This is a genomic window from Mesorhizobium sp. M4B.F.Ca.ET.203.01.1.1 (assembly GCF_004791025.1).
In the GTDB taxonomy this organism is placed as follows: domain Bacteria; phylum Pseudomonadota; class Alphaproteobacteria; order Rhizobiales; family Rhizobiaceae; genus Mesorhizobium; species Mesorhizobium abyssinicae.
The window spans coordinates 71,723-93,420 of the sequence record NZ_SRUO01000010.1 but is presented as its reverse complement, the minus strand read 5'-3'; the positions used below and the strand labels follow the sequence as shown (position 1 = coordinate 93,420).

Below are 21,698 nucleotides of genomic sequence, written 5' to 3'. Positions count from 1 at the left end.
GGTCCAAGAAGGATCACCAACATGTGATTGCCTTCCCCTATGTCCTCGATACGCCCGCTGATCCCCCTCCTCATCGCCGCCGGCATCCTGCTTGGCGGCAACGGGCTGCAGGGCACGCTGATCGCGCTGCGCGGCGCGCAGGAAGGCTTTTCCGCCCCCGTCATCGGCCTGATGGGCACCTTCTACTTCGCCGGCTTCCTGCTCGGCTGCCTGGCAGTCACCCGCATCCTGAAGGCGGTCGGCCATGTCAGGACCTTCTCGGCGCTCGCCGCCACCGCTTCGGCCGGTACACTGCTCCTGGTGCTGGTCATCGATCCTGTCATGTGGTGCGCGGTGCGCTTTGCCGGCGGTTTCTGCTTCGCCGGCCTGTTCACCGTAATGGAAGCCTGGCTGAACTCCGGCGTCACCAACAAGGACCGCGCACGCGTGCTTGCCATCTACCGCATGGTCGACATCGGCTCGGTCACCAGCGCGCAGTTCCTGATACCGATCTTCGGCGCCGGCGGCTTTGCCATCTTCGCCATCATGTCGATGATGATCACGCTGTCGCTGGTGCCGGTCTCACTCGGCGACCGCTCCAACCCGACGCCGCCGGAAGACGTCAAGCTCGACCTGCCGCGCGTCTGGCGCATCTCGCCGCTCGGCTCGATCGGCTGCATCGCCGTCGGCGTCACCAACAGCGCCTTCCGCACGCTCTCGCCCGTCTATGCCGAGCAGATCGGCATGTCGGTCGCCGATGTCGTGACCTTCGTCAGCGTCGGCATCTTCGGCGGCGCCCTGATCCAGTATCCGCTCGGCTATCTCTCCGACCGCCGGGACCGGCGCTCGGTGCTGCTGGCGACCACCTGCTGCGCGATGCTCGCAGCACTGGCACTGGTGTTCCTGGCGGGCGCCGACCCGTTCCTCAACTTCGTCATCGTCTTCATCTTCGGCAGCTTCGCCATGCCGCTCTTTTCGCTGTCCGCAGCGCATGCCAACGACCGCGCCGACAAAGGCGAGTTCGTGCTGATCAACGCGGCCCTGATGCTGTTCTATTCGTTCGGCGCCATCGGCGGCCCGTTCGCGGCCTCGGCGGCGATGCAATATTTCGGACCGGGCGCCCTGTTTGTGTTCAGTGCCATGGTCTACGCGGTGCTGATTCTCGTCATTCTTTACCGCATGCAGGTGCGCTCCGGCGTGCCGGCCGACAGACGCAGCCCTTTCACCGCGCTCTTGCGCACATCGACGGTGTTCGCGCGGCTGGCGCGGCGCAGCGGCGATTCCGATGGATCGAGCGAGCCATGACCTTGCGGCGGCTTGACGAAAGCGCCCGCGGCTGAAATTGAAAGGGACCTAATTTGTTCTTAAAAGCGATTTGATGCACGTCATCACCACCCAAGCTGAGCTCGAGAGCGCCATCGCCGCGTTCGAAAAGTCGGAATTCGTCACCGTCGATACCGAGTTCATCCGCGAGACGACCTTCTGGCCGATCCTGTGCCTGATCCAGATGGCCGCGCCCGGCCAGACCGCGCTGATCGACCCGCTGTCGCCAGACATCGACCTGAAACCGTTCTTCCGGCTGATGGCCAACGAAGCCGTGGTCAAAGTCTTCCACGCGGCGCGCCAGGACATCGAAATCATCGTCCATCTCGGCGATCTCATGCCGCACCCGGTGTTCGACACCCAGGTGGCGGCGATGGTCTGCGGCTTCGGCGACAGCGTCTCCTACGACCAGCTGGTGCAGCGCATCACCGGTGCCCGGCTCGACAAATCCTCGCGTTTCACCGACTGGCGCCACCGGCCGCTTTCCGACAAGCAGCTCGACTATGCGCTCGCCGACGTCACCCATCTGATCGACGTCTACAAGAAGCTCAGCGCCGAGCTCAAGCGCGAGAACCGCGCCCACTGGCTCAACGAGGAAATGGAGGTGCTGACCTCGCGCCAGACCTACGATCCGCACCCGGAGGACGCCTGGAAGCGGCTGAAGATGCGGCTGCGCAAGCCGCAGGAGCTGGCGATCGTGCAGGCGGTCGCCGCCTGGCGCGAGCGCGAGGCGCGCGAGCGCGACGTGCCGCGCGGCCGGGTGCTGAAGGACGATGCCATCTATGAGATCGCGCAGCAGGCGCCGCGCGATTCCACCGCGCTCGGCCGGCTGCGCACGACGCCGAAAGGCTGGGAGCGCTCGGCGACCGCAACGGCGCTGCTGGGCGCCGTCACCACCGCGCTTGCCCTGCCCAAGGAGGCGATGCCGAAGCTGCCGAAGACGTTCCAGCCGCCCGAAGGTTCGAGTGCCGCGGCGGAGCTGCTCAAGGTGCTGTTGCGCATCGTCGCCGAAAAGGAAGGCGTCGCCTCGAAGGTGCTCGCCTCCAGCGACGATATCGACCGCATCGCGGCCGAGGGCCAGGATGCCGACGTGCCGGCTCTTCAGGGCTGGCGGCGCGCAGTGTTCGGCGAACAGGCGCTGAAGCTGGTGCGCGGCGAGATCGGCATCAAGTTCGACAAGCGCAAGATCGCCGTGTTCGACCTGTAGCGCCAGCCGGAAGCGTTCAGCCCACGCCGGCGAGGTGCAACGCGAACAACGCCCAGGCCAGCAGCAGCACCGCGGCGCCGAAGAAGAAGACGCGGCTGCGGTGGCGCAGGTTGTTGCTGCTGAGATGCACCCAGGCGTGGACGTAGCGCGACAGGATGAAGATCCACGCCAGCGCAAGCGTCAGATAGTTGACGCCGTTGGTCACGAACAGCGCCAGGCACAGCACGTGAAACAGCACCGGTAACTCGAACTGGTTGATCAGATTGTTGGCGACGGTGACGCAGGAGGCCGGCTCGGTGGCGCGGACCTTGTACTGGCCGACCTTTGCCTCGCCCGACTTGACGGCGAAATACCGGCGCCGGGCCATCACGAGATAGACGATATAGACCAGCAGCACATGCGCCAGCATCGGCCAGAAGATCGCGGTCTGGCTCACGGCCGCTCGCCGCCCTGCCCGGCCCGCCGCTGATCCGCGAGGTAGAAGACCGCAATGACAACCACCGGGATCGCCAGCAGCGCGAATTTGGTGACGGTCAGGGCAGAGGCGAAGGCGAGCGAATCGGGATTGGCCGACTGGAAATCCGATAGCAGCCGCGCCACGGCGAGATTCTGCGCGTAGTCGGCAAGCGTGTAGGGCAGCACGAGCACGAACGCCAACAGCGACTGGGCCGGTGCGGCCATCGCCCGGAACTTGGCCAGCCGGCGTCCGGTGGCCAGAAGGAGGCTGACCAGGGTCAGCGACAGGAGCGCCGGGAACAGGAGGTCGAAGGTCAGATAGTGCCAGACGAGGATGATCTCGCCGCCGCGCCGGCCAAGCGCGGTGAGCCAGGCCATGCCCTCATCCGGCGTGAAGCCGGCAAGGCGCATGTCGAGCGACGGCAGTCCGCCGCTCAGGCGGCGGAAATAGAAGAATTCCAGCAGGGTCATGGCGACGAAGACCGCCAGCGTGACGAACGCGAGTGCCGCGGTGTGCCGCGACAGCCGAAGCGCCGTCGCCGTCAGGTTGCGCCAAAGCGTGTAACGATCCCGTTGATCAGGCTCGGCGGCCTGATCAAATTCCGCCCGGATAGTTCGGGCTTTCGCGGGTGATCGTGACGTCATGGGCGTGGCTTTCACGAAGTCCGGCGTTGGATATGCGCACAAAGGTGGCGCGTTCCCGGAAATCGGCAAGATCGCGGCCACCGACATAACCCATAGCGGCTTTCAGGCCGCCTGCAAGCTGGTGCAGCACGCCAGCCACAGGTCCTTTGTAGGGAACCTGCCCTTCGATGCCTTCCGGGACCAGTTTCAGCGTATCGCGGACCTCGGCCTGGAAGTACCGATCGGCCGAGCCGCGCGCCATGGCGCCGACCGAGCCCATGCCGCGATAGGCCTTGAACGAGCGGCCCTGGTGCAGATAGACCTCGCCCGGGCTCTCGTCGGTGCCGGCCAGCAGCGAGCCGATCATGGCGGCGCCGGCGCCGGCGGCGAGCGCCTTGGCGAGATCGCCGGAATATTTGATGCCGCCGTCGGCAATCACCGTCACGCCCTTTTTGTGCGCCGTCTCGACCGCCGACATGATCGCCGAAAGCTGCGGCACGCCGACGCCGGCGACGATTCGGGTGGTGCAGATCGAGCCCGGACCAATGCCGACCTTGACGGCGTCGGCGCCGGCGTCGATCAGCGCCTGCGTGCCTTCCGCAGTGGCGACGTTGCCGGCCAGGATGCGCACCGAATTGGAGAGCTTCTTCGCCCGGGTCACCGCGTCCAGCACGCGCTGCGAGTGGCCGTGCGCGGTGTCGATGACGAGGAGATCGACACCGGCATCGATGAGGCGTTCGGCACGCTCGAAGCCGTCATCGCCGACGCTGGTGGCGGCGGCGGCGCGTAGCCGTCCCTGCGCATCCTTGGTGGCGTGCGGGTTGAGCTGCGACTTCTCGATGTCCTTGACGGTGATGAGGCCGACGCAATTGCCCTTCCTGTCGACGACGACCAGCTTCTCGATGCGGTGCTTGTGCAAGAGCCGCTTGGCCTCGTCCTGGTCGACGTTCTCCTTGACCGTGATCAGGTTCTCGCGGGTCATCAACTCATAGACCTTCTGCGAGGGGTCGGAGGCGAAACGCACGTCGCGGTTGGTCAGGATGCCGACCAGCCGGCCGACCGTGTGGCCGCCGGTGCCACCGTTCTCGACCACCGGAATGCCCGAAATCGAGTAGGTGCGCATCAGCGCCAGCGCATCGGCGAGCGTGGCGTCCGGACCGATGGTGACGGGGTTCACCACCATGCCGGATTCGAACTTCTTCACCTGGCGGACCTGCTCGGCCTGCTCGGCCGGCGAGAAATTGCGGTGGATGACGCCGATGCCGCCGGCCTGGGCCATGGCGATGGCGAGCCGGGCCTCGGTGACGGTGTCCATGGCGGCCGACAGGATCGGCACGTTGAGGTCGATGTCGCCGGCAATGCGGGTGCGGATGTCGGTCTCGCCGGGCATGACCTCGGAATGACCGGGCTGCAGCAGCACGTCGTCAAAGGTCAGCGCCAGCGCGCCGGTGGACGTTTCGATGATTTTTGCCATGGCCAGTCCTTCGAACACGAAAAAGCCTGGGGAATACAAAAAAGCGCTGGACCGTTATGGACAGCGCCGACTCGTTTCTTCCCTTTCAGGATTGGCGCTGGCTGGTAACACGTCCCGCGGCCGATGAAAAGCCGCTCGTTGCGTCGATCGCAAAGTGTTGCGCTCAGCCATTTGCGGGCCACCAAGGGTTGCGGCCGCACAAACGTGACAGCAATTTAATGCGACATCCGGGGCAAGGCGTGATAACCGCCCTTGCGTGTCGGCTTGCCCCCGGTCGGCGACAAGATTCGAAGCCTGGACGCGTTCCCTTGAGCCGCATCATTCCGCTCATCCTGGCGGTCGCACTTTTCATGGAGAACATGGATTCGACCGTGATCGCGACGTCGCTGCCGGCGATCGCGGTGGACATCCACACCAGCCCGATCGCACTCAAGCTGGCGCTGACGGCCTATCTGGTGTCGCTGGCGATCTTCATTCCGATCAGCGGCTGGATGGCCGACCGCTTCGGCGCCAAGAACGTCTTTCGCGCCGCGATCGCCGTCTTCATCCTCGGCTCCGTCGCTTGCGCAATATCCAATTCGCTGCCCGCTTTTGTCGTCTCGCGCTTCCTGCAGGGAATCGGCGGCGCCATGATGACGCCGGTCGGGCGCCTGGTGCTGGTACGCGCCACGCCGAAGAGCGAGCTGGTCGCGGCGATGTCGTGGCTGACCGTGCCGGCCCTGGTCGGACCGCTGGTCGGTCCGCCGATCGGCGGCTTCATCACCACCTATTTCACCTGGCACTGGATCTTCCTGATCAACGTGCCGATCGGGCTCATCGGCATCTGGCTCGCCACCCGTTTCCTGCCGGAGACGGATGCCGCCGAGACACCGCCGCTGGATTTTCCGGGATTTGTGCTGAGCGGGCTCGCGGCTTCCGGCGTCGTGTTCGGCCTGTCCGTGGTCAGCCTGCCCTATCTGCCGCCGGCGATCGGTTTCATCACCGTGGCCGTCGGGCTGGTTTCTGGCATTCTCTATCTGCTGCATGCGCGCCGGGCGCAGAATCCATTGCTGGCGCTCGAGCTGTTCCGAAACCAGGTGTTCCGCTCGTCCGTGCTCGGCGGCTCGCTGTTTCGCATCGGCATCGGCGCGGTACCGTTCCTCTTGCCGCTGATGTTCCAGATCGGCTTCGGGCTGACGCCGTTCCAGTCGGGCATGATTACCTTCGTCTCGGCGATCGGCGCCATCGGCATGAAATTCGTTACCGCGCTGATCTTCCGGCTCGCCGGGTTCCGCCGGGTGCTGATCTCGGGCTCGCTGGTCGCGGCCGGGTCGATCGCCATCTACGGCCTGTTCACCCCCGAAACGCCCTATGTGCTGATGCTTGCCATATTGCTGGTCGGCGGCTTCATCCGCTCGATGTTCTTCACCGGCGTCAACGCGCTCTCCTATGCCGAGGTGTCGGCCGAAGATACCAGCAAGGCGACGCCGATCACGGCGGTGTTCCAGCAGCTGTCGATCGCGCTCGGCGTGGCGCTGGCCGGCGGCATCCTCGAAGTGTCGACCTCGATCCATGGCGGGCCGCTGACGCTGGCCGACTTCCACACCGCCTTCTTCATCGTCGCGGCAGTGTCGGCGGTTGCATCGCTGTCGTTCATGCGGCTGGCGCCCGATGCCGGCAACGCGGTGTCCGGACATGGCCGGCTTTCGACGCCGAAGACGCTGGAGCCGGCAAGGTCGCCGGGGGAGTAAGGCGCCTCTCCTTCTCCGCCTGCGGGAGAACGTGGCCTCGCGAAGCGAGGTCGAATGAGGGGTGCTGGAAGGATCGCCGCGCTGAAGAACTAAGCGCCTAAAATTGCTCGATTTTCAAACGCCTCGTTTCTTCCAGTACCCCTCATCCGCCTCGGCGCTGCGCGCCGATGCACCTTCTCCCACAGGGGGAGAAGGGAAAGGTGCTAGCCTTTAAAATCCTTCGCCAGCAGATAGAGCTCCACCGACTCGTCGCGGGAGGCCGGCGGCTTGACGTGGTGGACCGAGCGGAAGTTCTGTTTCAGCAGCGACAGCAGCTCGTTCTCTGCGCCGCCCTGGAACGTTTTGGCGAGAAAGTGCCCGCCGGGCTTCAGCACCGAGAGCGCGAAATCGGCGGCCACCTCGCACAGATGCATGGTGCGCAGATGATCGGTGCGGCGGTGGCCGGTGGTGGGCGCCGCCATGTCGGAAAGCACCACGTCCGGCTGGCCGCCAAGCGCCTCCGACAGCTTCTGCGGCGCCTCGGGGTCGAGGAAATCCATCAAGAGAACCGGGGCGCCCGGTACGGCGTCCATTTCCAGATAGTCGATGCCGACGACGTGCGGGTTCTTCGCCGTCGACTTCGTGCGCGCGGCCGCCACCTGGCACCAGCCGCCGGGCGCGGCGCCGAGGTCGATCACCTTCATGCCGGGCTTCAGGAGATGATGCTTGTCGTCGATCTCGATCAGCTTGTAGGCCGCGCGGGATCTGTATCCGTCCGCTTTGGAGCGCTGCACATAGGGATCGTTCATGTGGCGCTCGAGCCAGCGGCGCGAGGATTCCTTCAGGCCGCTCTTCTTCTTGATGCGGGTCTTGAGCACGCGAATGCCGCCGCCCGGCTTTTCCGGTTTCTTCGCCATCAGCGACCGCGCCCCTCGTTGCGCCAGACGCCATCGTCGGCCATCAGCTCGCTCAATATGCCCTCGCGCAGGCCGCGATCGGCGACGCGCAGCCTCTCCGACGGCCACACGCCGCGGATCGCCTCCAGGATGGCGCAGCCGGCGAGCACGAGGTCGGCGCGGTCGGCGCCGATGCAAGGGTTGGCGACGCGCTGCTGGAAATCCCAGCCGACCAGCTTCTCGACCATGCGGTCGACGCTTTGGCGGTCCATCCACAGGCCGTCGACCCGGCGGCGGTCGTAGCGTTCGAGGTCGAGATGGACGCCGGCGAGCGTCGTCACGGTGCCGGACGTGCCGAGCAGGTGGAATTTCGGACTGGCGAGCACATGTGCCAGCCGATCGCGCCCGTCGAAGGACTTCAGCCGCGCCGCCACATCCTCGACCATGGCGGTGAAGGTCTGGCGGGTCACCGTGCAGCCGCCGAAACGTTCGGCCAGCGAAACGACGCCGACGGGAAGCGATGTCCAGGAGACGATGTGGTTGGCCAGCCGCGGCGAGCGGTGGCCGGTGAGGTCGATCAGGGCGATCTCCGACGAGCCGCCGCCTATGTCGAACAGCACCACGCCCTGGGTGTCGCGCTCGACCAGCGAGCCGCAGCCCGATACCGCCAGCCTGGCCTCGGTCTGGCGGTCGATGATCTCCAGCTTGAGCCCCGCCTCGCGCTCGACGCGCTCGAGGAACTCGACACCGTTTTCGGCGGCGCGGCAGGCTTCCGTGGCGATCAGCCTCGCCTTCCTGATCTTGCGGTTGCGCAACTTCTCGCCGCACACCTTCAGCGCCTCGACGGCGCGGTCCATCGCCGCCTGGCCGAGCCGGCCGGTGGCGGTCAGCCCCTCGCCCAGCCTGACGATGCGCGAGAAGGCATCGATGACGCGGAACTGGCCGTGGCGCGTCGGCACCGCGACCAGCAGCCGGCAATTGTTGGTGCCGAGATCGAGCGCGGCGAAGACAGGCAGTTCGTGCTGCGGCGGACGCGGCCCACTTTGCATCGGCCTGCCCTGCACGGCAGGTGGAGGCGGGGCTGGTGCCGGCTGCGCGGCTGGCGCACTGGCGCCGGGCGCCGGTTGCCCCGCTGTGGCGACCTGATTGTCGTCGCGGGCGAAAACCTTGCGGCCGCGCCGGCGTTTGCGGCGCTTGCGGGTCTTGCCTTTCTGCTGCTGGGCGTCGCCCGGGGCATGCCTGCCGCCCGGCCCCGCATGGCGGTCATGATGCCGCCCCGCGGATGAGCTCGCCGAATCGAGCGGCGAAGCCCTGGACACACCCACTTCCGGCGCACGGGCGCCGGTGTCGTGGTCTTCCACTGTCGTTCCTTCCGGCACCGCGCGAACCGGGGAACGGACGCTGCAGGCGCTTTCATTGTTTCAAGTTGCGGCCAGACTAGCAGCGCCACGTCGGATCACCAAGAGCGCAAAGGCGATTTTTGGAAACCGGCGCCAGCGGTGCGATGTCTTGCCAGTTGAATAGCCGGCTTCGATCAGGCATGTCTCAAATGAGGCGGACAGGAAACGGGAAGCGGGCTACAGCCTGGACTATGAGCTGCAACGCATGACGACCACGCCATGAACTGGAGGCGTTACATCTGGCCGGTCATCGGCATTGCGGCGGTTGTCGCCTCGCTGCTTTTGCTCTGGCACGAATTGCGCGGCATCTCGATCGACGACGTCTGGGCCGGCATTATCGCCATCCCGGCGCGCGGCTGGATCCTGGCGGCGCTGAGCTCGGTGATCGCCTATGCCTCGCTCGCCGGCTACGACCACATCGCGCTGCTCCACCTCGGCAAAAAGGTGTCGTGGCTGTTCGTCACGCTGTGCTCCTTCACCACCTATGCGCTGTCGCACAATATCGGCGGCTCGGTGTTTTCCGGGGCCGTCATCCGCTACCGCGCCTATGGCACAAGGGGGCTGACCGGGCAGGATATCGGCATTCTGGTGGCGATCTGCTGGTTCACCTTCGTGCTGTCCAGCATATTCGTCGGCGGCCTCGTGCTGGTGCTTGAACCCGAGGTCATCGATCGTTTCTCCGGCACGCCGCATCACGGAATGGCGATCGCCGCCGGACTTGCCATGTTGATCCTCGTCGGCGCCTATGTCTTCGGCAGCTGGCTGCATCTGCGGCCGCTCAAGATCGGTGGCTTCCAGCTGCACTATCCGGCGCTGCCCATCGTGGCGCGGCAATTGCTGATCGGCCCGGTCGAACTGCTGGCGGCGGCGGCGATCATCTTCTTTGCCCTGCCGGCGGCGGGCAATCCCGGCTATTTCGTCATCCTCGGCGTCTTCCTGGTGTCATTCTCGGTGGCCCAGATCTCGCATGCGCCGGGCGGGCTCGGCGTCTTCGAGGTGGTCTTCCTCGCCGGCCTCTCGCACATGGACCCGGTCGGGGTGCTGGCGGCGCTGCTGGTGTTCCGGCTGTTCTACCTGATCATCCCGCTGCTGATCGCGCTTTGCGTGGTGCTGTTCTTCGAGCATTCGCAGCTTGGCCGCAGCGAGAGCTGAGCCGCCATTTTCGTCGCGATGTGGCCGAGCGATCAAAAGCTGCGATTGAAACGCGGCGCGGGGTTGACTATTTTCCGGCGGCGGCTACAAGGCAGCGCTCGCGGCGCATAGCCGCCCGCTTCGCACGGTCCATCACCGACCGCGCCTGCTGGGGAATAGGTTAACGGTAGACCCACGGACTCTGACTCCGTTAGTCCTGGTTCGAATCCAGGTTCCCCAGCCAAGCTCATTTCCTGACGACGGATGCCGCCAGATGATCAGGCTGAGAGGTTCAGCTTTGATCCGGCCCTGGCCTTGAGGCTGCCCCGCCGCGCAATCAGGTGATTTGTCAGCAATTTCTCGTCGATTGGTTCCGACATGAAAAACCCCTGGGCGCCGTGGCATTGTTCGGCGATCAGGAAGGCCAGCTGTCCTTCGGTTTCCACGCCTTCGGCCATGACCGTCATGCCGAGCGAGTTGGCGAGCGCGATGATGCCGCCGACAACGTCCTGCTTCTTCCTGGACGATTCCAGATCGTTGAGGAAGGATCGATCGATCTTCAGCTGATTGAGGTCGAGATCGGCAAGATAGCCGAAGCTCGAATATCCCGATCCGAAATCGTCGAGCGCCAGGCTGACCCCGAGTTTGCGAATTTTCGCCAGCGTGTTCAGCGCATCCTTGCTTTGGATGAAGACCCCTTCGGTTATTTCCAGTTGCAGGCGCGCCGGCGGCAACCGCGTTTGCTGCAGCACTTCGACGAGGTGCACGAAGAATGCGTCGGCCTGCAGGGTTTTGCCCGAAACATTGACGGCGCAGATGAAATCGCCGGCCGAAACCGGCACCCACCGAACGGCCTGCGCGCAGGCCTTGCTCAGCACGACCTTGTCGATTTCCAGGATCAGATCGCTGCGCTCGGCGGTCGGAATGAACGAGTCCGGCAAACGGACCGTTCCCGAAACGCGGTCGCGCCAGCGGACCAGGGCTTCGGCGCCGATCATGCGCCCGCTCGCCAGTTCGAACTGCGGCTGCCAGACCAGGAACAACTCATCGTCGTCGAGCGCTTGCTTGATCGCTGCCTCCTCGCCGAGCTGCAGGTCGATCTGGCTGAGGATCGCGGGCGAGAAGGTCACAAAGCCGGACCGCCCTTCTGCTTTCGCGGCATAAAGCGCGCTGTCGGCATTGCGCAACAGTGTGGAGATGTCCGCGCCATGATCCGGGAAGGAGGCCATGCCGATGCTGGCGCCGATGCGCACCTGATGCCCGTCCAGATCGGCAAACCGGTTCAATTGCTCGCGCAGCCGGTGTCCCAGATCGTCCGAAGGCCCGATCGCCATGATGGCGAACTCGTCTCCGCCCAGGCGGACGGCGGCCACTTCGTCCGGCCGCTCGACCGACTGCAGGGTTTCGGCAACGGTCTTCAAGAGCATGTCGCCGATGTGATGACCGAACGTGTCATTGACGCTCTTGAAGTGGTCGAGGTCGATCAGGAACAGCCGGAGCTGCTGGCCGGACAGCCTTGCCCGCTCCAGCAGCCCGTCCCTGTTGGCCGACATCCAGGCCCGGTTCTTCAACTCGGTCGTCGCGTCCCGCCAGGCGAGAAATTCGAGCTTGCTGATGGTTTCCCGACGGCCGATGAGAAGCACGGCGGTTCCGATCGCCAGCGCCGACAACACCGTCAAGGCAAAGGCGATCTGGTAGTTGAACCTGTTCAGGTTCGTCTCCGCGGCATAAAGATCGACGTTAACCTCCTCGCCATATTTGTAGTACTCGTCGTTCATCCGCGCGACGATCTGGTCGAGCTCAATTCCCAGTTGCCTGAGGCCCTTTTCATCCAGAGGCAGACCTGCCTGGATGATGACATCGATCCGCTTCACCGCATCCTTGACCTGCGGCACTATACCCGCGTAGGCGGGGATTTCGCTGATTGTGTCGCCGCCGTCGATCCGCTCGAAGCGGATGTAGACCAGATCGTTTGCGGCCGACAGCTGTTCCAGGCTTTCCGGCGAACCGTCGGCCAGTTGCGCAAGCGAAACCATATCCCGCAGATGCGTCACGTCGCGTATGGCAATGTGGAACTCGCGGATGGCGAAGAAGCCGAAACGCGGCATCGCGCTCTCCACCTTGCTGACGCTCGTGAAGAGCACCGCGATCAAGATCGCCGAGCAGACGGCCGCCGACGCCGCAGCGGCGACGTAGGTTATGGGAACCCGCCAGGCTTTGCTTCTAGACCACATGGCCGAAAGTCACGAAGGGGTTCAATTGCCCGGCGCGATCGTCTTGATCAACCAGATCCATCGCGGTTTGCGAACTGGCGTATCGAAGGCCGGATAGTCGTCGAGAGGATAGATCAGCCGCGTCGGACCCTGCGTGCGCCGGGTCAGCAGCTCGCCGTCCTGGCGCGTGGCAAGAAGCAGCGGACCGTCCGTCCAGTCCTCCTTCGGGATTACCTGCACATAGTCGTCCGCCGCCCGCAGGACGACCGACGATTCACCCTCCAGTCCGACCAGCTTGACCACATCCCTAAACAGCACACCCTGAAACGCCAGTTGCCCCTTTTCGAAGGGACTTGGCGTGGAAACGCTGTAGAGGCCGAGCTTTTCCAACTGGCGCAGCGTGACCGGGATCGACTCGCCGTTCTTCTCGACCTTGAATGCGACGGTGTCGGGCGGTTCCGGATATTTGGCGGGCTCGATGGCGAATGCCGGCAGCACGCCGATTGCCGAAACGAACAGAATGATCAGGGCCCGATGAAGTGCAGACAAACGCCTCTTGAGGATCGACACAACGCAGTCCTTCCATTTCCATGGCCAGTACCAACCGTTGCCGGCTCGCCGATACTGTCGGCGGAGCTGCCATCCTTCCATCGATTGTTTATTTTTCAGTTAGCTTTTGGTTTCAGATGCCCGTCGTTGCTGGTCATCGATACGGGCTAACCATCACATATCGAAAGCTTTTCGAGACCGGTCGGCGGGCAAGCAACCTTGCACGCTACTCCGCCGCCTGCACCCTGCCGGCTGCGATGATGGCGCGGATTTCGGCGCGACAGGAGCCGCAGTTGGTGCCGGCCCTGGTCGCCTCGCCGATGGCCTCGACGGTTCCGCAGCCGGCCCCCACCGCCGCCGCGATCTGGTTGGCGCCGATGCCGAGGCAGGAGCAGACGATGGCCCCGATATCGGGCCGATCGGCGCCGGCACGACCGGCGACGATGCGGAAGCGCTGGCGCTGGCCGGCATGGGTTGCATCGAGCTGCTCGGCGGCCCAGCCGCGCGATACGGCGACCGGTCCCGGCGCGACGAACAGTGCGCCGGCAAGGCGTTCGCCGGCGAAGGCGGCGATGCGATGCTGGCCGGCGTCGCGGTCGTGATAGGCAAGCATCTCAACATCAGGCGATGCGCCGAACAGCGACTGGGCAAAGCCGGCCCAGTCGATGTTCTCGTCGGCGACGGCAAGCTCCACCCGCCAGCCGCCCTTGCAGCGCGCCACGGCCCAATAGTCGGCGGCGATCGTCTCGGGGCGATCCCGCATCACGGCGAAACCAAAGGCCGCCGCGGCGAATTTCTCGATGCGCACCGCGACATGCTTCAGCGCCGGCTGGCCGGAGATCGGGTCGGTGAGCGGCGCGGTCAGCGCGTCGAGGCGCCCTCTGGCCGCGAACTGGTCGGTCCAGTGCATCGGCGCGAAGACGCTGCCGCGGCGCTGGCGGGTCGTGATCAACGCGCGCACCAGGACGGCGCCGCGCGGGCTGGATATGCGCACGATGTCGGCGTCGCCGATGCCATGGTGCTGTGCATCGGCCGGATGGATTTCGACGAAGGGCTCGGCGATGTGCTGGGACAGGCGCGGGCTTTTGCCGGTGCGCGTCATCGTGTGCCAGTGGTCGCGGATGCGGCCGGTGTTGAGGATCAGCGGGTAGTCGGGCGTGGTGCGGGTGTCGGTTGAGACGCGGATCGGGATGAAGCGGGCCTTGCGGTCGGGCGTGTAGAAGTTGCCGTTGGCGAAGAAGCGAATGGGCTGGCGCCCGGTCGTACCGACCCCCTCTGGCCTGCCGGCCATCTCCCCCTCAAGGGGGGAGACTAGCGGCACTGCGGACTGCGCCCACTCTCCGACTTTGGAAATTGGCGAAGGTCGAGGTGCGGGCTGATCTCCCTCCTTGAGGGGGAGATGGCCGGCAGGCCAGAGGGGGTCGCCTGCGACAGTCTCGGCCTCGTTGGCAGAGACTGAGACTTCACCTCCGACCCCTCTCCGGCTCGCTTGTCTCGCTCCGCTCAACGCGCTCTCCGACCCTCCCCTCAAGGGAGAGGATAAGGCCGGTGCTGGCCATTGGAATGGCGCCAAATCCTCATAGCCCTCAGCATTGATCCCGGCATAAGCGCCGATATCAAAATCCCGCGCGCCATCATTTTCATAACCCGACAGCGCGGCGTGCTCGGCGAAGATCTCGCCCGGCGCGGCATGGGAAAACGCCTCGGCAAATCCCATCCGCTTCGCCACCTCGGCAACGATCCACCAGTCCGGCCTCGCCTCGCCGGGCGCCGCCAGAAACGGCCGCTGGCGCGAGATGCGGCGTTCGGAATTGGTGACGGTGCCGTCCTTCTCGCCCCAGGCAGTGGCGGGCAGTGACACATGGGCGTGGCGCACGGTGTCGGTGCCGGCCAGAACGTCGGACACCACGACAAACGGGCAGGCCTTGATCGCGGCTTCCACCGCATCGGCGTCCGGCATCGAATCGACCGGGTTGGTGGCCATGATCCACAGCGCCTTGATGCGCCCATCGGCCACCGCGTTGAACATGTCGACCGCCTTCAGGCCCGGCTTTTCAGCCAGGGTCGGCGCGTTCCAGAAGCGGCGCACGCGGGCGCGATGCGCTGGGTTCTCGATCTCCATATGCGCGGCCAGCATGTTGGCCAGGCCGCCGACCTCGCGGCCGCCCATGGCGTTGGGCTGGCCGGTCACCGAGAACGGCCCTGCCCCCGGCTTGCCGATGCGGCCGGTCGCCAGATGGCAGTTGATGATGGCATTGACCTTGTCGCTGCCTTGCGAAGACTGGTTGACACCCTGGCTGTAGACGGTGACTGTCTTCTCGGTCGCCGCGAATAGCGCGTAGAAGCGCGAAAGCTCGTCCTCGCTCAAACCCGTGGCGGCGGCAATGCCGGCGAGATCGAGCGATGCGGCGGCCGTCAGCGTCTCCTCGAAGCCTGTCGTATGCGCGGCGATGTAGTCGCGGTCGAGCGCTTCGTTCTTTGCCAGATGTTCCAGCAGGCCGGAGAACAGCGCGGTGTCGCCATCCGGCGCGATCGCCAGATGCAGGTCGGCGATATCGGATGTCATGGTGCGGCGCGGATCGACCAGGACGATCTTCATCCCGGGCCGCTTCTCGCGGGCCGCGGCGATGCGCTGGTAGAGCACGGGATGGCACCAGGCGAGATTGGAGCCGACGAGCACTATGAGATCGGCCAGCTCCAGATCCTCATAGCAACCCGGCACCGTGTCGGCGCCGAAGGCGCGGCGATGCCCGGCGACCGAGGAGGCCATGCAGAGCCGCGAATTGGTGTCGATATTGGCCGAGCCGACAAACCCTTTCATCAGCTTGTTGGCGACGTAATAGTCCTCCGTCAGCAGTTGGCCGGAGACATAGAAGGCGACCGCGTCCGGCCCATGCTCGGCGATGGTGCGCGAGAAGGTCGAGGCGACGAGGTCGAGCGCCTCGTCCCAGCCGGCACGGCGGCCGCCGATTTCGGGATGGAGCAGCCGGCCATCGAGGTCGATGGTCTCCGCCAGCGCCGAGCCCTTCGAGCACAGCCGGCCGAAATTCGCCGGATGATCAGGATCGCCGCGGACGGTGACTTCACCGTCCGCGGCGATCTTCGCCAGCACGCCGCAGCCCACCCCGCAATAGGGGCAGGTGGTCCTCACCTCGCGCGCTTCGTCGATCTCCATGGGGTCAGGCCGCGCGGCTGGCCAGCGCTTCCAGCGCCAGGAACAGACGCTCGCCTTCCCGCTTGACCGGGATGGTGCGCACCGCGCCCTCGTCGGCGCCGAGCGCCTTGCCGGTCTCGAGCGAAATCACCCAATTGTGCAGCGGGCACGTCACCGCGGCGCCATGGACGATGCCCTGGCTCAGCGGCCCGCCCTTGTGCGGGCAATGATCCTCGATGGCGAAGACCTCGTCGTCGGCGGTGCGGAAGACGGCGATCTTGCCATGCGGGGTGGCAACGCAGCGCGCGCCACGACGGGGGATGTCGGCGATGGTCCCGATAGCGATCCAGGTCATGATTGTCACTCCGCCGCCTCGGCAAACCCGACCGAGGCCATCGGCCGGAATTCGTGCTTGTCCTTGCCGGAGGCGCGTTCCGACCACGGATCGACCTGGGCGAATTTCTGCGAGAAGACGAAGCGGTCGTAATAGGCCCTGCGCTTCTCGCCGTCGTCCATGATCTGGCGCTTGATCTCGGCGATGCCGACGCGCTTGGCCCATTTGTAGATGCGCTCGAGATAGCGGGCCTGCTCGCGGTACATCTGCGTCAGCGCCACGATGTGCTCCAGCGCCTCGTCTTCGGTCTTGACCAGGCCGAGCACCTCGGTGCCCTTGATGTCGAGGCCGGCCGCACCGGCGAAATGGATCTCGTAGCCACTGTCGACGCAGATCACGCCGACATCCTTGCAGGTCGCCTCGGCGCAGTTTCGCGGACAGCCCGACACCGCCATCTTGACCTTGGCCGGGGTCCACGAGCCCCACATGAATTTCTCGATGCGGATGCCCAAGCCGGTCGAATCCTGCGTGCCGAAGCGGCACCAGTCGGAGCCGACGCAGGTCTTCACGGTGCGCAGGCCCTTGGCATAGGCATGGCCGGAGACGAAGCCGGCCTGGCCGAGATCGGCCCACACCGCCGGCAGGTCCTCCTTGCGGATGCCCAGCATATCGATGCGCTGGCCACCGGTGACCTTGACCATCGGGATCTCGAACTTGTCGACGACGTCGGCGATGGCGCGCAGTTCGGAGGCGCTGGTCACCCCGCCCCACATGCGCGGCACCACCGAATAGGTGCCGTCCTTCTGGATGTTGGCGTGCACCCGCTCGTTGATGAAACGCGACTGGTAGTCATCGGCATATTCATCCGGCCAATCGCAGACGAGGTAGTAATTGAGCGCCGGCCGGCATTTGGCGCAGCCACAGGAGGTCTTCCACTCCAGCTCCTGCATCACGGCGGGAATGGTCTTCAGCCCCTTGGCCTTGATCAGCCGGCGCACCTCGTCATGGCCGAGCGTGGTGCAGGAGCACATCGGCTGCACGGCTGCCGGGTTGTAGGTGTCGCCGAGGGTCAGCACCATCAGCTTCTCGACCAGCCCGGTGCACGAGCCGCAGGAGGCGGACGCCTTGGTGTGCGCCCGAACATCATCGAGCGAGGTCAGGCCCTTGCTGGTGATCGCACCGGTGATCTTGCCCTTGCAGACGCCGTTGCAGCCGCAGATTTCCGCATCATCCGGCAAGGCTGCAACGGCCGCCATAGGGTCCAGGGGGGCACCCCCCTGGTATGACTGGCCGAAGATAAGCGTGTCGCGCATCTCCGAAATATCGGTCTGCTTCTTCTTGAGGTCGTTGAACCAGGCGCCGTCGGCCGTTTCGCCATAGAGCACGGTGCCGATGATGCGGTCGTCCTTCAGCACCAGGCGCTTGTAGACGCCGGCCGAAGCATCGCGCAGCACGATCTCCTGGCGGTCGTCGCCATCGGCGAAGTCGCCGAGCGAGAACAGTTCGATGCCGGTGACCTTGAGCTTGGTCGGCGTGTCGGAATGGACGAAGGCGGCAGCCTCGTCGCCGGCAAGCTGGCTGGCGGCGACGCGCGCCATCTCGTAGAGCGGCGCCACCAGGCCGTAGACCATGCCATTGACCTCGGCGCATTCGCCGAGCGCGAAGATGTCGGGGTCGTTGCTGCGCATGCCGGCATCGACGACGATGCCGCGATTGACGGCGACGCCCGCCTCCTTGGCCAGCGCCGCGTTCGGCCGGATGCCGACCGCCATCACCACCAGGGTCGCCGGGATGATCGTGCCGTCGGCAAGCTCGACCTGCTCGACCTTGCCGTTGCCGGTGATGGCTTGCGTGTTGGCCTTGGTGATGACCTTGATGCCGCGTTCCTCCACGGCGCGCTGCAAGAGGTAGCCGGCGGCGGGATCGAGCTGGCGCTCCATCAGCGTCGGCATGACATGCAGCACGGTGACGTCCATGCCTTGCGCCTGCAGGCCGGCCGCGGCCTCCAGCCCGAGCAGGCCGCCGCCGATGACCACGGCCTTGGCCCGCGACTGGGCTGCAAGCATCATGGCGCGGACGTCGTCGAGATCGCGATAGGTCAGCACGCCCGGCAAGTTGTTGCCGGGCACCGGGATGATGAACGGCACCGAGCCGGTGGCGATGACCAGCTTGTCGTAGGGTTCCGTCACGCCATGGTCAGAGGTGACGGTCTTGGCCGCGCGGTCGATGGCGACGATCTTGTGGCCCTTGTAGAGGGTGATGCCGTGCTTGATGTACCAGCCGTCGCCGTGAATGATGATCTCTTCGTATGCCTTCTCGCCCGACAGAACCGGCGACAGCATGATGCGGTCGTAGTTCACGCGCGGCTCGGCATTGAAGATGGTGACCTGGTAGCGATCCGGCGCCTTATCCAGGAGATGCTCCAGCATGCGCCCGGGGGCCATGCCGTTGCCGATGATGACGAGTTTCTCGGTCATATTGCTGATCCGTTCCGGTTTCACTCGGCCGCGTAGAGCGCTGGCGTTTCGGCGGCGGCACGTTCCATGCGGCGGATGGAGAAGTGCATCCAGGCAAGGCAGCCGAGGACGATGACGAAGAGCAGCATGAAGCAGCTCGACCAGACGCCGGTGAGGTCGTTGAGGGCGCCGAAGGCGATCGGCAGGACGAAGCCGCCGAGCCCGCCGATCATGCCGACCACGCCGCCGACGGCGCCGACGTTCTTCGGATAGTAGACAGGGATGTGCTTGTAGACGGCGGCCTTGCCGAGGCTCATGAAGAAGCCGAGCACGCAGGCGACGGCGATGAAGGCGAGCGGGCCGATCTCGAAATGGAAGGCGATCGGCCCGCTGATGCCGCGCACGACGTAGTCTGCCGAGGGGAGAGACAGAACCAGGGTCGCAACGGCACAGACCGTGAAGGTCCAGTAGAGTACGGTGCGGGCGCCGATACGGTCGGAAAGCACGCCGCCATAGGCGCGGAAGACGCTTGCCGGAATTGAATAGGCAGCGCCGATCATGCCGGCGGTGGCGATGTTGAAGCCGTAGACGCCGATCAGGTAGCGCGGCAGCCACAGCGACAGCGCCACGAACGCGCCGAAGGCGAAGAAGTAGTAGAAGGCGAAGCGCCAGACCTGCAGGTTCTTCAGCGGCGCGAATTCCTGCCAGAAGCTTCTCGGCGCTGCCGCTTTGCCGGCGCGGCGCTCGCGGATGACGGGGTCGTCGCCGGTGGTGAACCAGAAGACGACGGCCATGACGACGAGCGCCGCCGCCCAGATCTGCGCCACCGTCTGCCAGCCCCAGGCGAGCAGCACCAGCGGGGCCAGGAACTTGGTGACCGCGGCGCCGACATTGCCGACACCGAAGATGCCTAAAGCGGTGCCCTGCCTGCCTGCGGGAAAGAAGCGCGAGACGTAGGCGACGCCGACGGCGAAGGAGCCGCCGGCAAGCCCGACGCCGAGTGCTGCGATCAGCATCTGCTCATAAGTATGCGCAAAAGAGAGCAGTAGGGTCGCGATCGCCGCCGAAAGCATGACGGCGGTGTAGACCAGCCGCCCGCCATAGCGATCGGTCCAGACGCCGAGCAGCATGCGCACGAGCGAACCGGTGAGGATCGGCGTGCCGATGAGCAGGCCGAACTCCGTCTCGCTCAGCCCAAGCTCCTGCTTTATGCGCACGCCGATGATGGAGAAGATCGTCCACACCGCGAAGCAGACGGTGAAGGCGATGGTGGACATCGCGAGCGCCTGCCTGGGTTCCTGGCTGGGCGCGGCTGGGAGAATTGCAGTCATGTCGGCTCCGGTTTGCGGCGTGGGAGGCGCCGCTCTTGTCTGTTCGTTCGCGATTGTCAGCGACGCGCCATCGGCGTGCCGGTCGAAACCTCGCTGTGCGCGGTCACTGCCGGCCCCTTGCCGTCCGTCTTGGCGCCGACGGGAAAGAGCAGCAGTGCGGCGGTGAACAGCGCGGCGGTCAATGCGCTGCTGGCCAGGAAATCGCGGCGGGTGAAGTCCTCGAGGGCCGCGCCAGTTCCGATCCGTTTCGTCATCGTCGTCTCCGGTTGGGCACCGCCTGGGATCGGCGCCGTCGATTGCGTGTTCGGTCAAAACAAAAAAGCTGCCGGCCAGGTCGCTCGCGTCCGTCCATCCGGGATCGCGTGTTGACCTGATCGGCAGCTTTGCCTGTGGCGCCCGCCATTGGACGCCGTGTCTCTTGGCCCCGAGGGACCTACATTCCTAAAAGCAGGAAGCGTGCCAGTTCGACGGCGCGCTGAATTATCAAATAATATCAATGCGAAACCGCAGCCGCGCGACTTTTGACGAGCCCGGCGGCGGATCAAAGATTAGTCAGATCGCCTTGCACGGCAGCATAATATTTGTGCAGTGCGGCAGGTTGCCCATTGCCGATGCAGATCGACCTTTGGCGTTGAAGATGCGTTTCTTCGGGTCATGACGCTACTCCGCGGCTTCAACGAAGCGGTGGCGTTCATAGAGGAACTTCAGCACCGCCTCGCGGCAGCGCAGGAAGGTGCGGTCCGAGGCAAGCTCGATGCGTCGGCGCGGCCGGGCCAGCGGCACCGAAAGCACCTCGCCGATGGTTGCCGCCGGGCCGTTGGTCATCATCACGATGCGGTCGGACAGAAGCACCGCCTCGTCGACATCGTGGGTAATCATGATCATGGTCGTGCCGAGCCGGGCGTGGATGTCCATCACCGCGTCCTGAAGGTGGGCGCGGGTCAGCGCGTCGAGCGCGCCGAACGGCTCGTCGAGCAGCAGGATCTTCGGCTGCATGGCGAGCGCGCGGGCAATGCCGACGCGCTGCTTCATGCCACCGGATATCTCGGCCGGGCGCTTGTCCCTGGCATGCGCCATCTGCACGAGATCGAGGTTGCGCATGATCCACTCATGCCGCTCGGCCCGGCTTTTGGTGCGGCCGAAGACCTTGGAGACGGCAAGGTTGATGTTCTCGTAGACGGTGAGCCACGGCAGCAGCGAATGGTTCTGGAACACCACGGCGCGCTCAGGCCCCGGGCTGTCGACCTCCTTGTCCTCGAGCAGCACGGCACCCGAGGAGACCCTGGTCAGCCCGGCGATGAGGTTAAGCAAGGTCGACTTGCCGCAGCCGGAATGGCCGATGATGGAGACGAACTCGCCCCTGTCGATGGTGAGCCTGATATCCTTCAGCACCTCGCTGACCTGGCCGCCGCGGGCGAAGGATTTGTCGATATGGTCGAGCTTCAGATAGGCGGTCATGGCG

At 65.3% G+C, this 21,698-nt stretch carries 17 protein-coding genes and 1 tRNA gene; 5 read left to right on the top strand and 13 right to left on the bottom strand.

Going from position 1 to position 21,698, the window contains the following annotated elements; all coding sequences use genetic code 11:
* The first annotated feature begins 39 nt into the window (after window positions 1–39).
* Window positions 40–1,284 (top strand): MFS transporter, encoded by a 1,245-nt coding sequence (locus tag EN846_RS21245; RefSeq protein ID WP_127311464.1) that lies wholly within the window; start codon window positions 40–42, stop codon window positions 1,282–1,284.
* A 73-nt stretch (window positions 1,285–1,357) separates the two neighbouring features.
* Entirely contained in the window at window positions 1,358–2,509 is a 1,152-nt protein-coding gene (rnd, locus tag EN846_RS21240) for a ribonuclease D (protein WP_127392647.1), read from the top strand.
* Window positions 2,510–2,525: 16 nt separating this feature from the next.
* Here rnd and EN846_RS21235 read toward each other — a convergent pair whose 3' ends face one another.
* The 3 genes from EN846_RS21235 to guaB are packed head-to-tail and all read right to left on the bottom strand — an operon-like array spanning window position 2,526 to window position 5,063.
* Window positions 2,526–2,945: an MAPEG family protein gene (locus EN846_RS21235; protein ID WP_127392648.1), complete on the bottom strand. Its 420-nt coding sequence runs from the start codon at window positions 2,943–2,945 to the stop codon at window positions 2,526–2,528.
* On the bottom strand, window positions 2,942–3,610 hold the full coding sequence (locus EN846_RS21230; RefSeq protein ID WP_127392651.1) for a hypothetical protein: 669 nt from the start codon (window positions 3,608–3,610) through the stop codon (window positions 2,942–2,944). Before EN846_RS21230 ends, EN846_RS21235 begins: the two co-directional genes overlap by 4 nt.
* Complete coding sequence (guaB, locus tag EN846_RS21225; protein ID WP_126054986.1) at window positions 3,561–5,063, bottom strand: IMP dehydrogenase; 1,503 nt, start codon at window positions 5,061–5,063, stop codon at window positions 3,561–3,563. Before guaB ends, EN846_RS21230 begins: the two co-directional genes overlap by 50 nt.
* Window positions 5,064–5,371: 308 nt before the next feature.
* On the opposite strand from guaB, the gene EN846_RS21220 reads away from it, so the two are divergent.
* Window positions 5,372–6,793 carry an MFS transporter gene (locus tag EN846_RS21220; protein WP_128346979.1) on the top strand — a complete coding sequence of 474 codons (1,422 nt, stop codon included), beginning with the start codon at window positions 5,372–5,374 and terminating at the stop codon, window positions 6,791–6,793.
* Between the two features lie 203 nt (window positions 6,794–6,996).
* On the opposite strand, the gene EN846_RS21215 is transcribed toward EN846_RS21220, so the two are convergent.
* Entirely contained in the window at window positions 6,997–7,689 is a 693-nt protein-coding gene (locus EN846_RS21215; protein ID WP_127394103.1) for an RlmE family RNA methyltransferase, read from the bottom strand.
* Window positions 7,689–9,029: a Ppx/GppA phosphatase family protein gene (locus EN846_RS21210; RefSeq protein ID WP_135898971.1), complete on the bottom strand. Its 1,341-nt coding sequence runs from the start codon at window positions 9,027–9,029 to the stop codon at window positions 7,689–7,691. The genes EN846_RS21215 and EN846_RS21210 overlap by 1 nt, the downstream gene beginning before the upstream one ends.
* Before the next feature lie 258 nt (window positions 9,030–9,287).
* Between EN846_RS21210 and EN846_RS21205 the strand changes: the two genes are divergently transcribed.
* Both EN846_RS21205 and EN846_RS21200 read left to right on the top strand, forming a co-directional pair.
* Complete coding sequence (locus EN846_RS21205) at window positions 9,288–10,220, top strand: lysylphosphatidylglycerol synthase domain-containing protein (protein ID WP_127284159.1); 933 nt, start codon at window positions 9,288–9,290, stop codon at window positions 10,218–10,220.
* 149 nt (window positions 10,221–10,369) lie between these two features.
* Window positions 10,370–10,443: transfer RNA gene (locus EN846_RS21200), tRNA-Gln, on the top strand.
* 34 nt (window positions 10,444–10,477) lie between these two features.
* Here EN846_RS21200 and EN846_RS21195 read toward each other — a convergent pair.
* The 8 genes from EN846_RS21195 to EN846_RS21160 form a co-directional block, all read right to left on the bottom strand.
* Window positions 10,478–12,307 carry an EAL domain-containing protein gene (locus EN846_RS21195; RefSeq protein WP_187331413.1) on the bottom strand — a complete coding sequence of 610 codons (1,830 nt, stop codon included), beginning with the start codon at window positions 12,305–12,307 and terminating at the stop codon, window positions 10,478–10,480.
* 147 nt (window positions 12,308–12,454) lie between these two features.
* Window positions 12,455–12,961 (bottom strand): molybdopterin-dependent oxidoreductase, encoded by a 507-nt coding sequence (locus EN846_RS21190; protein ID WP_187331412.1) that lies wholly within the window; start codon window positions 12,959–12,961, stop codon window positions 12,455–12,457.
* A gap of 226 nt (window positions 12,962–13,187) precedes the next feature.
* The gene (locus EN846_RS21185) at window positions 13,188–16,136 is read right to left on the bottom strand and encodes a nitrate reductase (protein WP_127284162.1); all 2,949 of its coding nucleotides are present in this window, start codon (window positions 16,134–16,136) and stop codon (window positions 13,188–13,190) included.
* A 4-nt stretch (window positions 16,137–16,140) separates the two neighbouring features.
* Window positions 16,141–16,470, bottom strand: a complete 330-nt coding sequence (gene nirD, locus EN846_RS21180; RefSeq protein WP_127311774.1) for a nitrite reductase small subunit NirD — start codon at window positions 16,468–16,470, stop codon at window positions 16,141–16,143.
* A 5-nt stretch (window positions 16,471–16,475) separates the two neighbouring features.
* Window positions 16,476–18,926 (bottom strand): nitrite reductase large subunit NirB, encoded by a 2,451-nt coding sequence (gene nirB, locus EN846_RS21175; protein ID WP_128346221.1) that lies wholly within the window; start codon window positions 18,924–18,926, stop codon window positions 16,476–16,478.
* Between the two features lie 20 nt (window positions 18,927–18,946).
* Window positions 18,947–20,236 carry a nitrate/nitrite transporter gene (locus tag EN846_RS21170; RefSeq protein ID WP_128346222.1) on the bottom strand — a complete coding sequence of 430 codons (1,290 nt, stop codon included), beginning with the start codon at window positions 20,234–20,236 and terminating at the stop codon, window positions 18,947–18,949.
* A gap of 56 nt (window positions 20,237–20,292) precedes the next feature.
* Entirely contained in the window at window positions 20,293–20,490 is a 198-nt protein-coding gene (locus EN846_RS21165; protein WP_127394292.1) for a hypothetical protein, read from the bottom strand.
* Between the two features lie 406 nt (window positions 20,491–20,896).
* A complete protein-coding gene (locus EN846_RS21160) occupies window positions 20,897–21,694 on the bottom strand; it encodes an ABC transporter ATP-binding protein (protein WP_126055004.1) in 798 nt (265 codons plus the stop codon).
* Window positions 21,695–21,698: the final 4 nt, after the last annotated feature.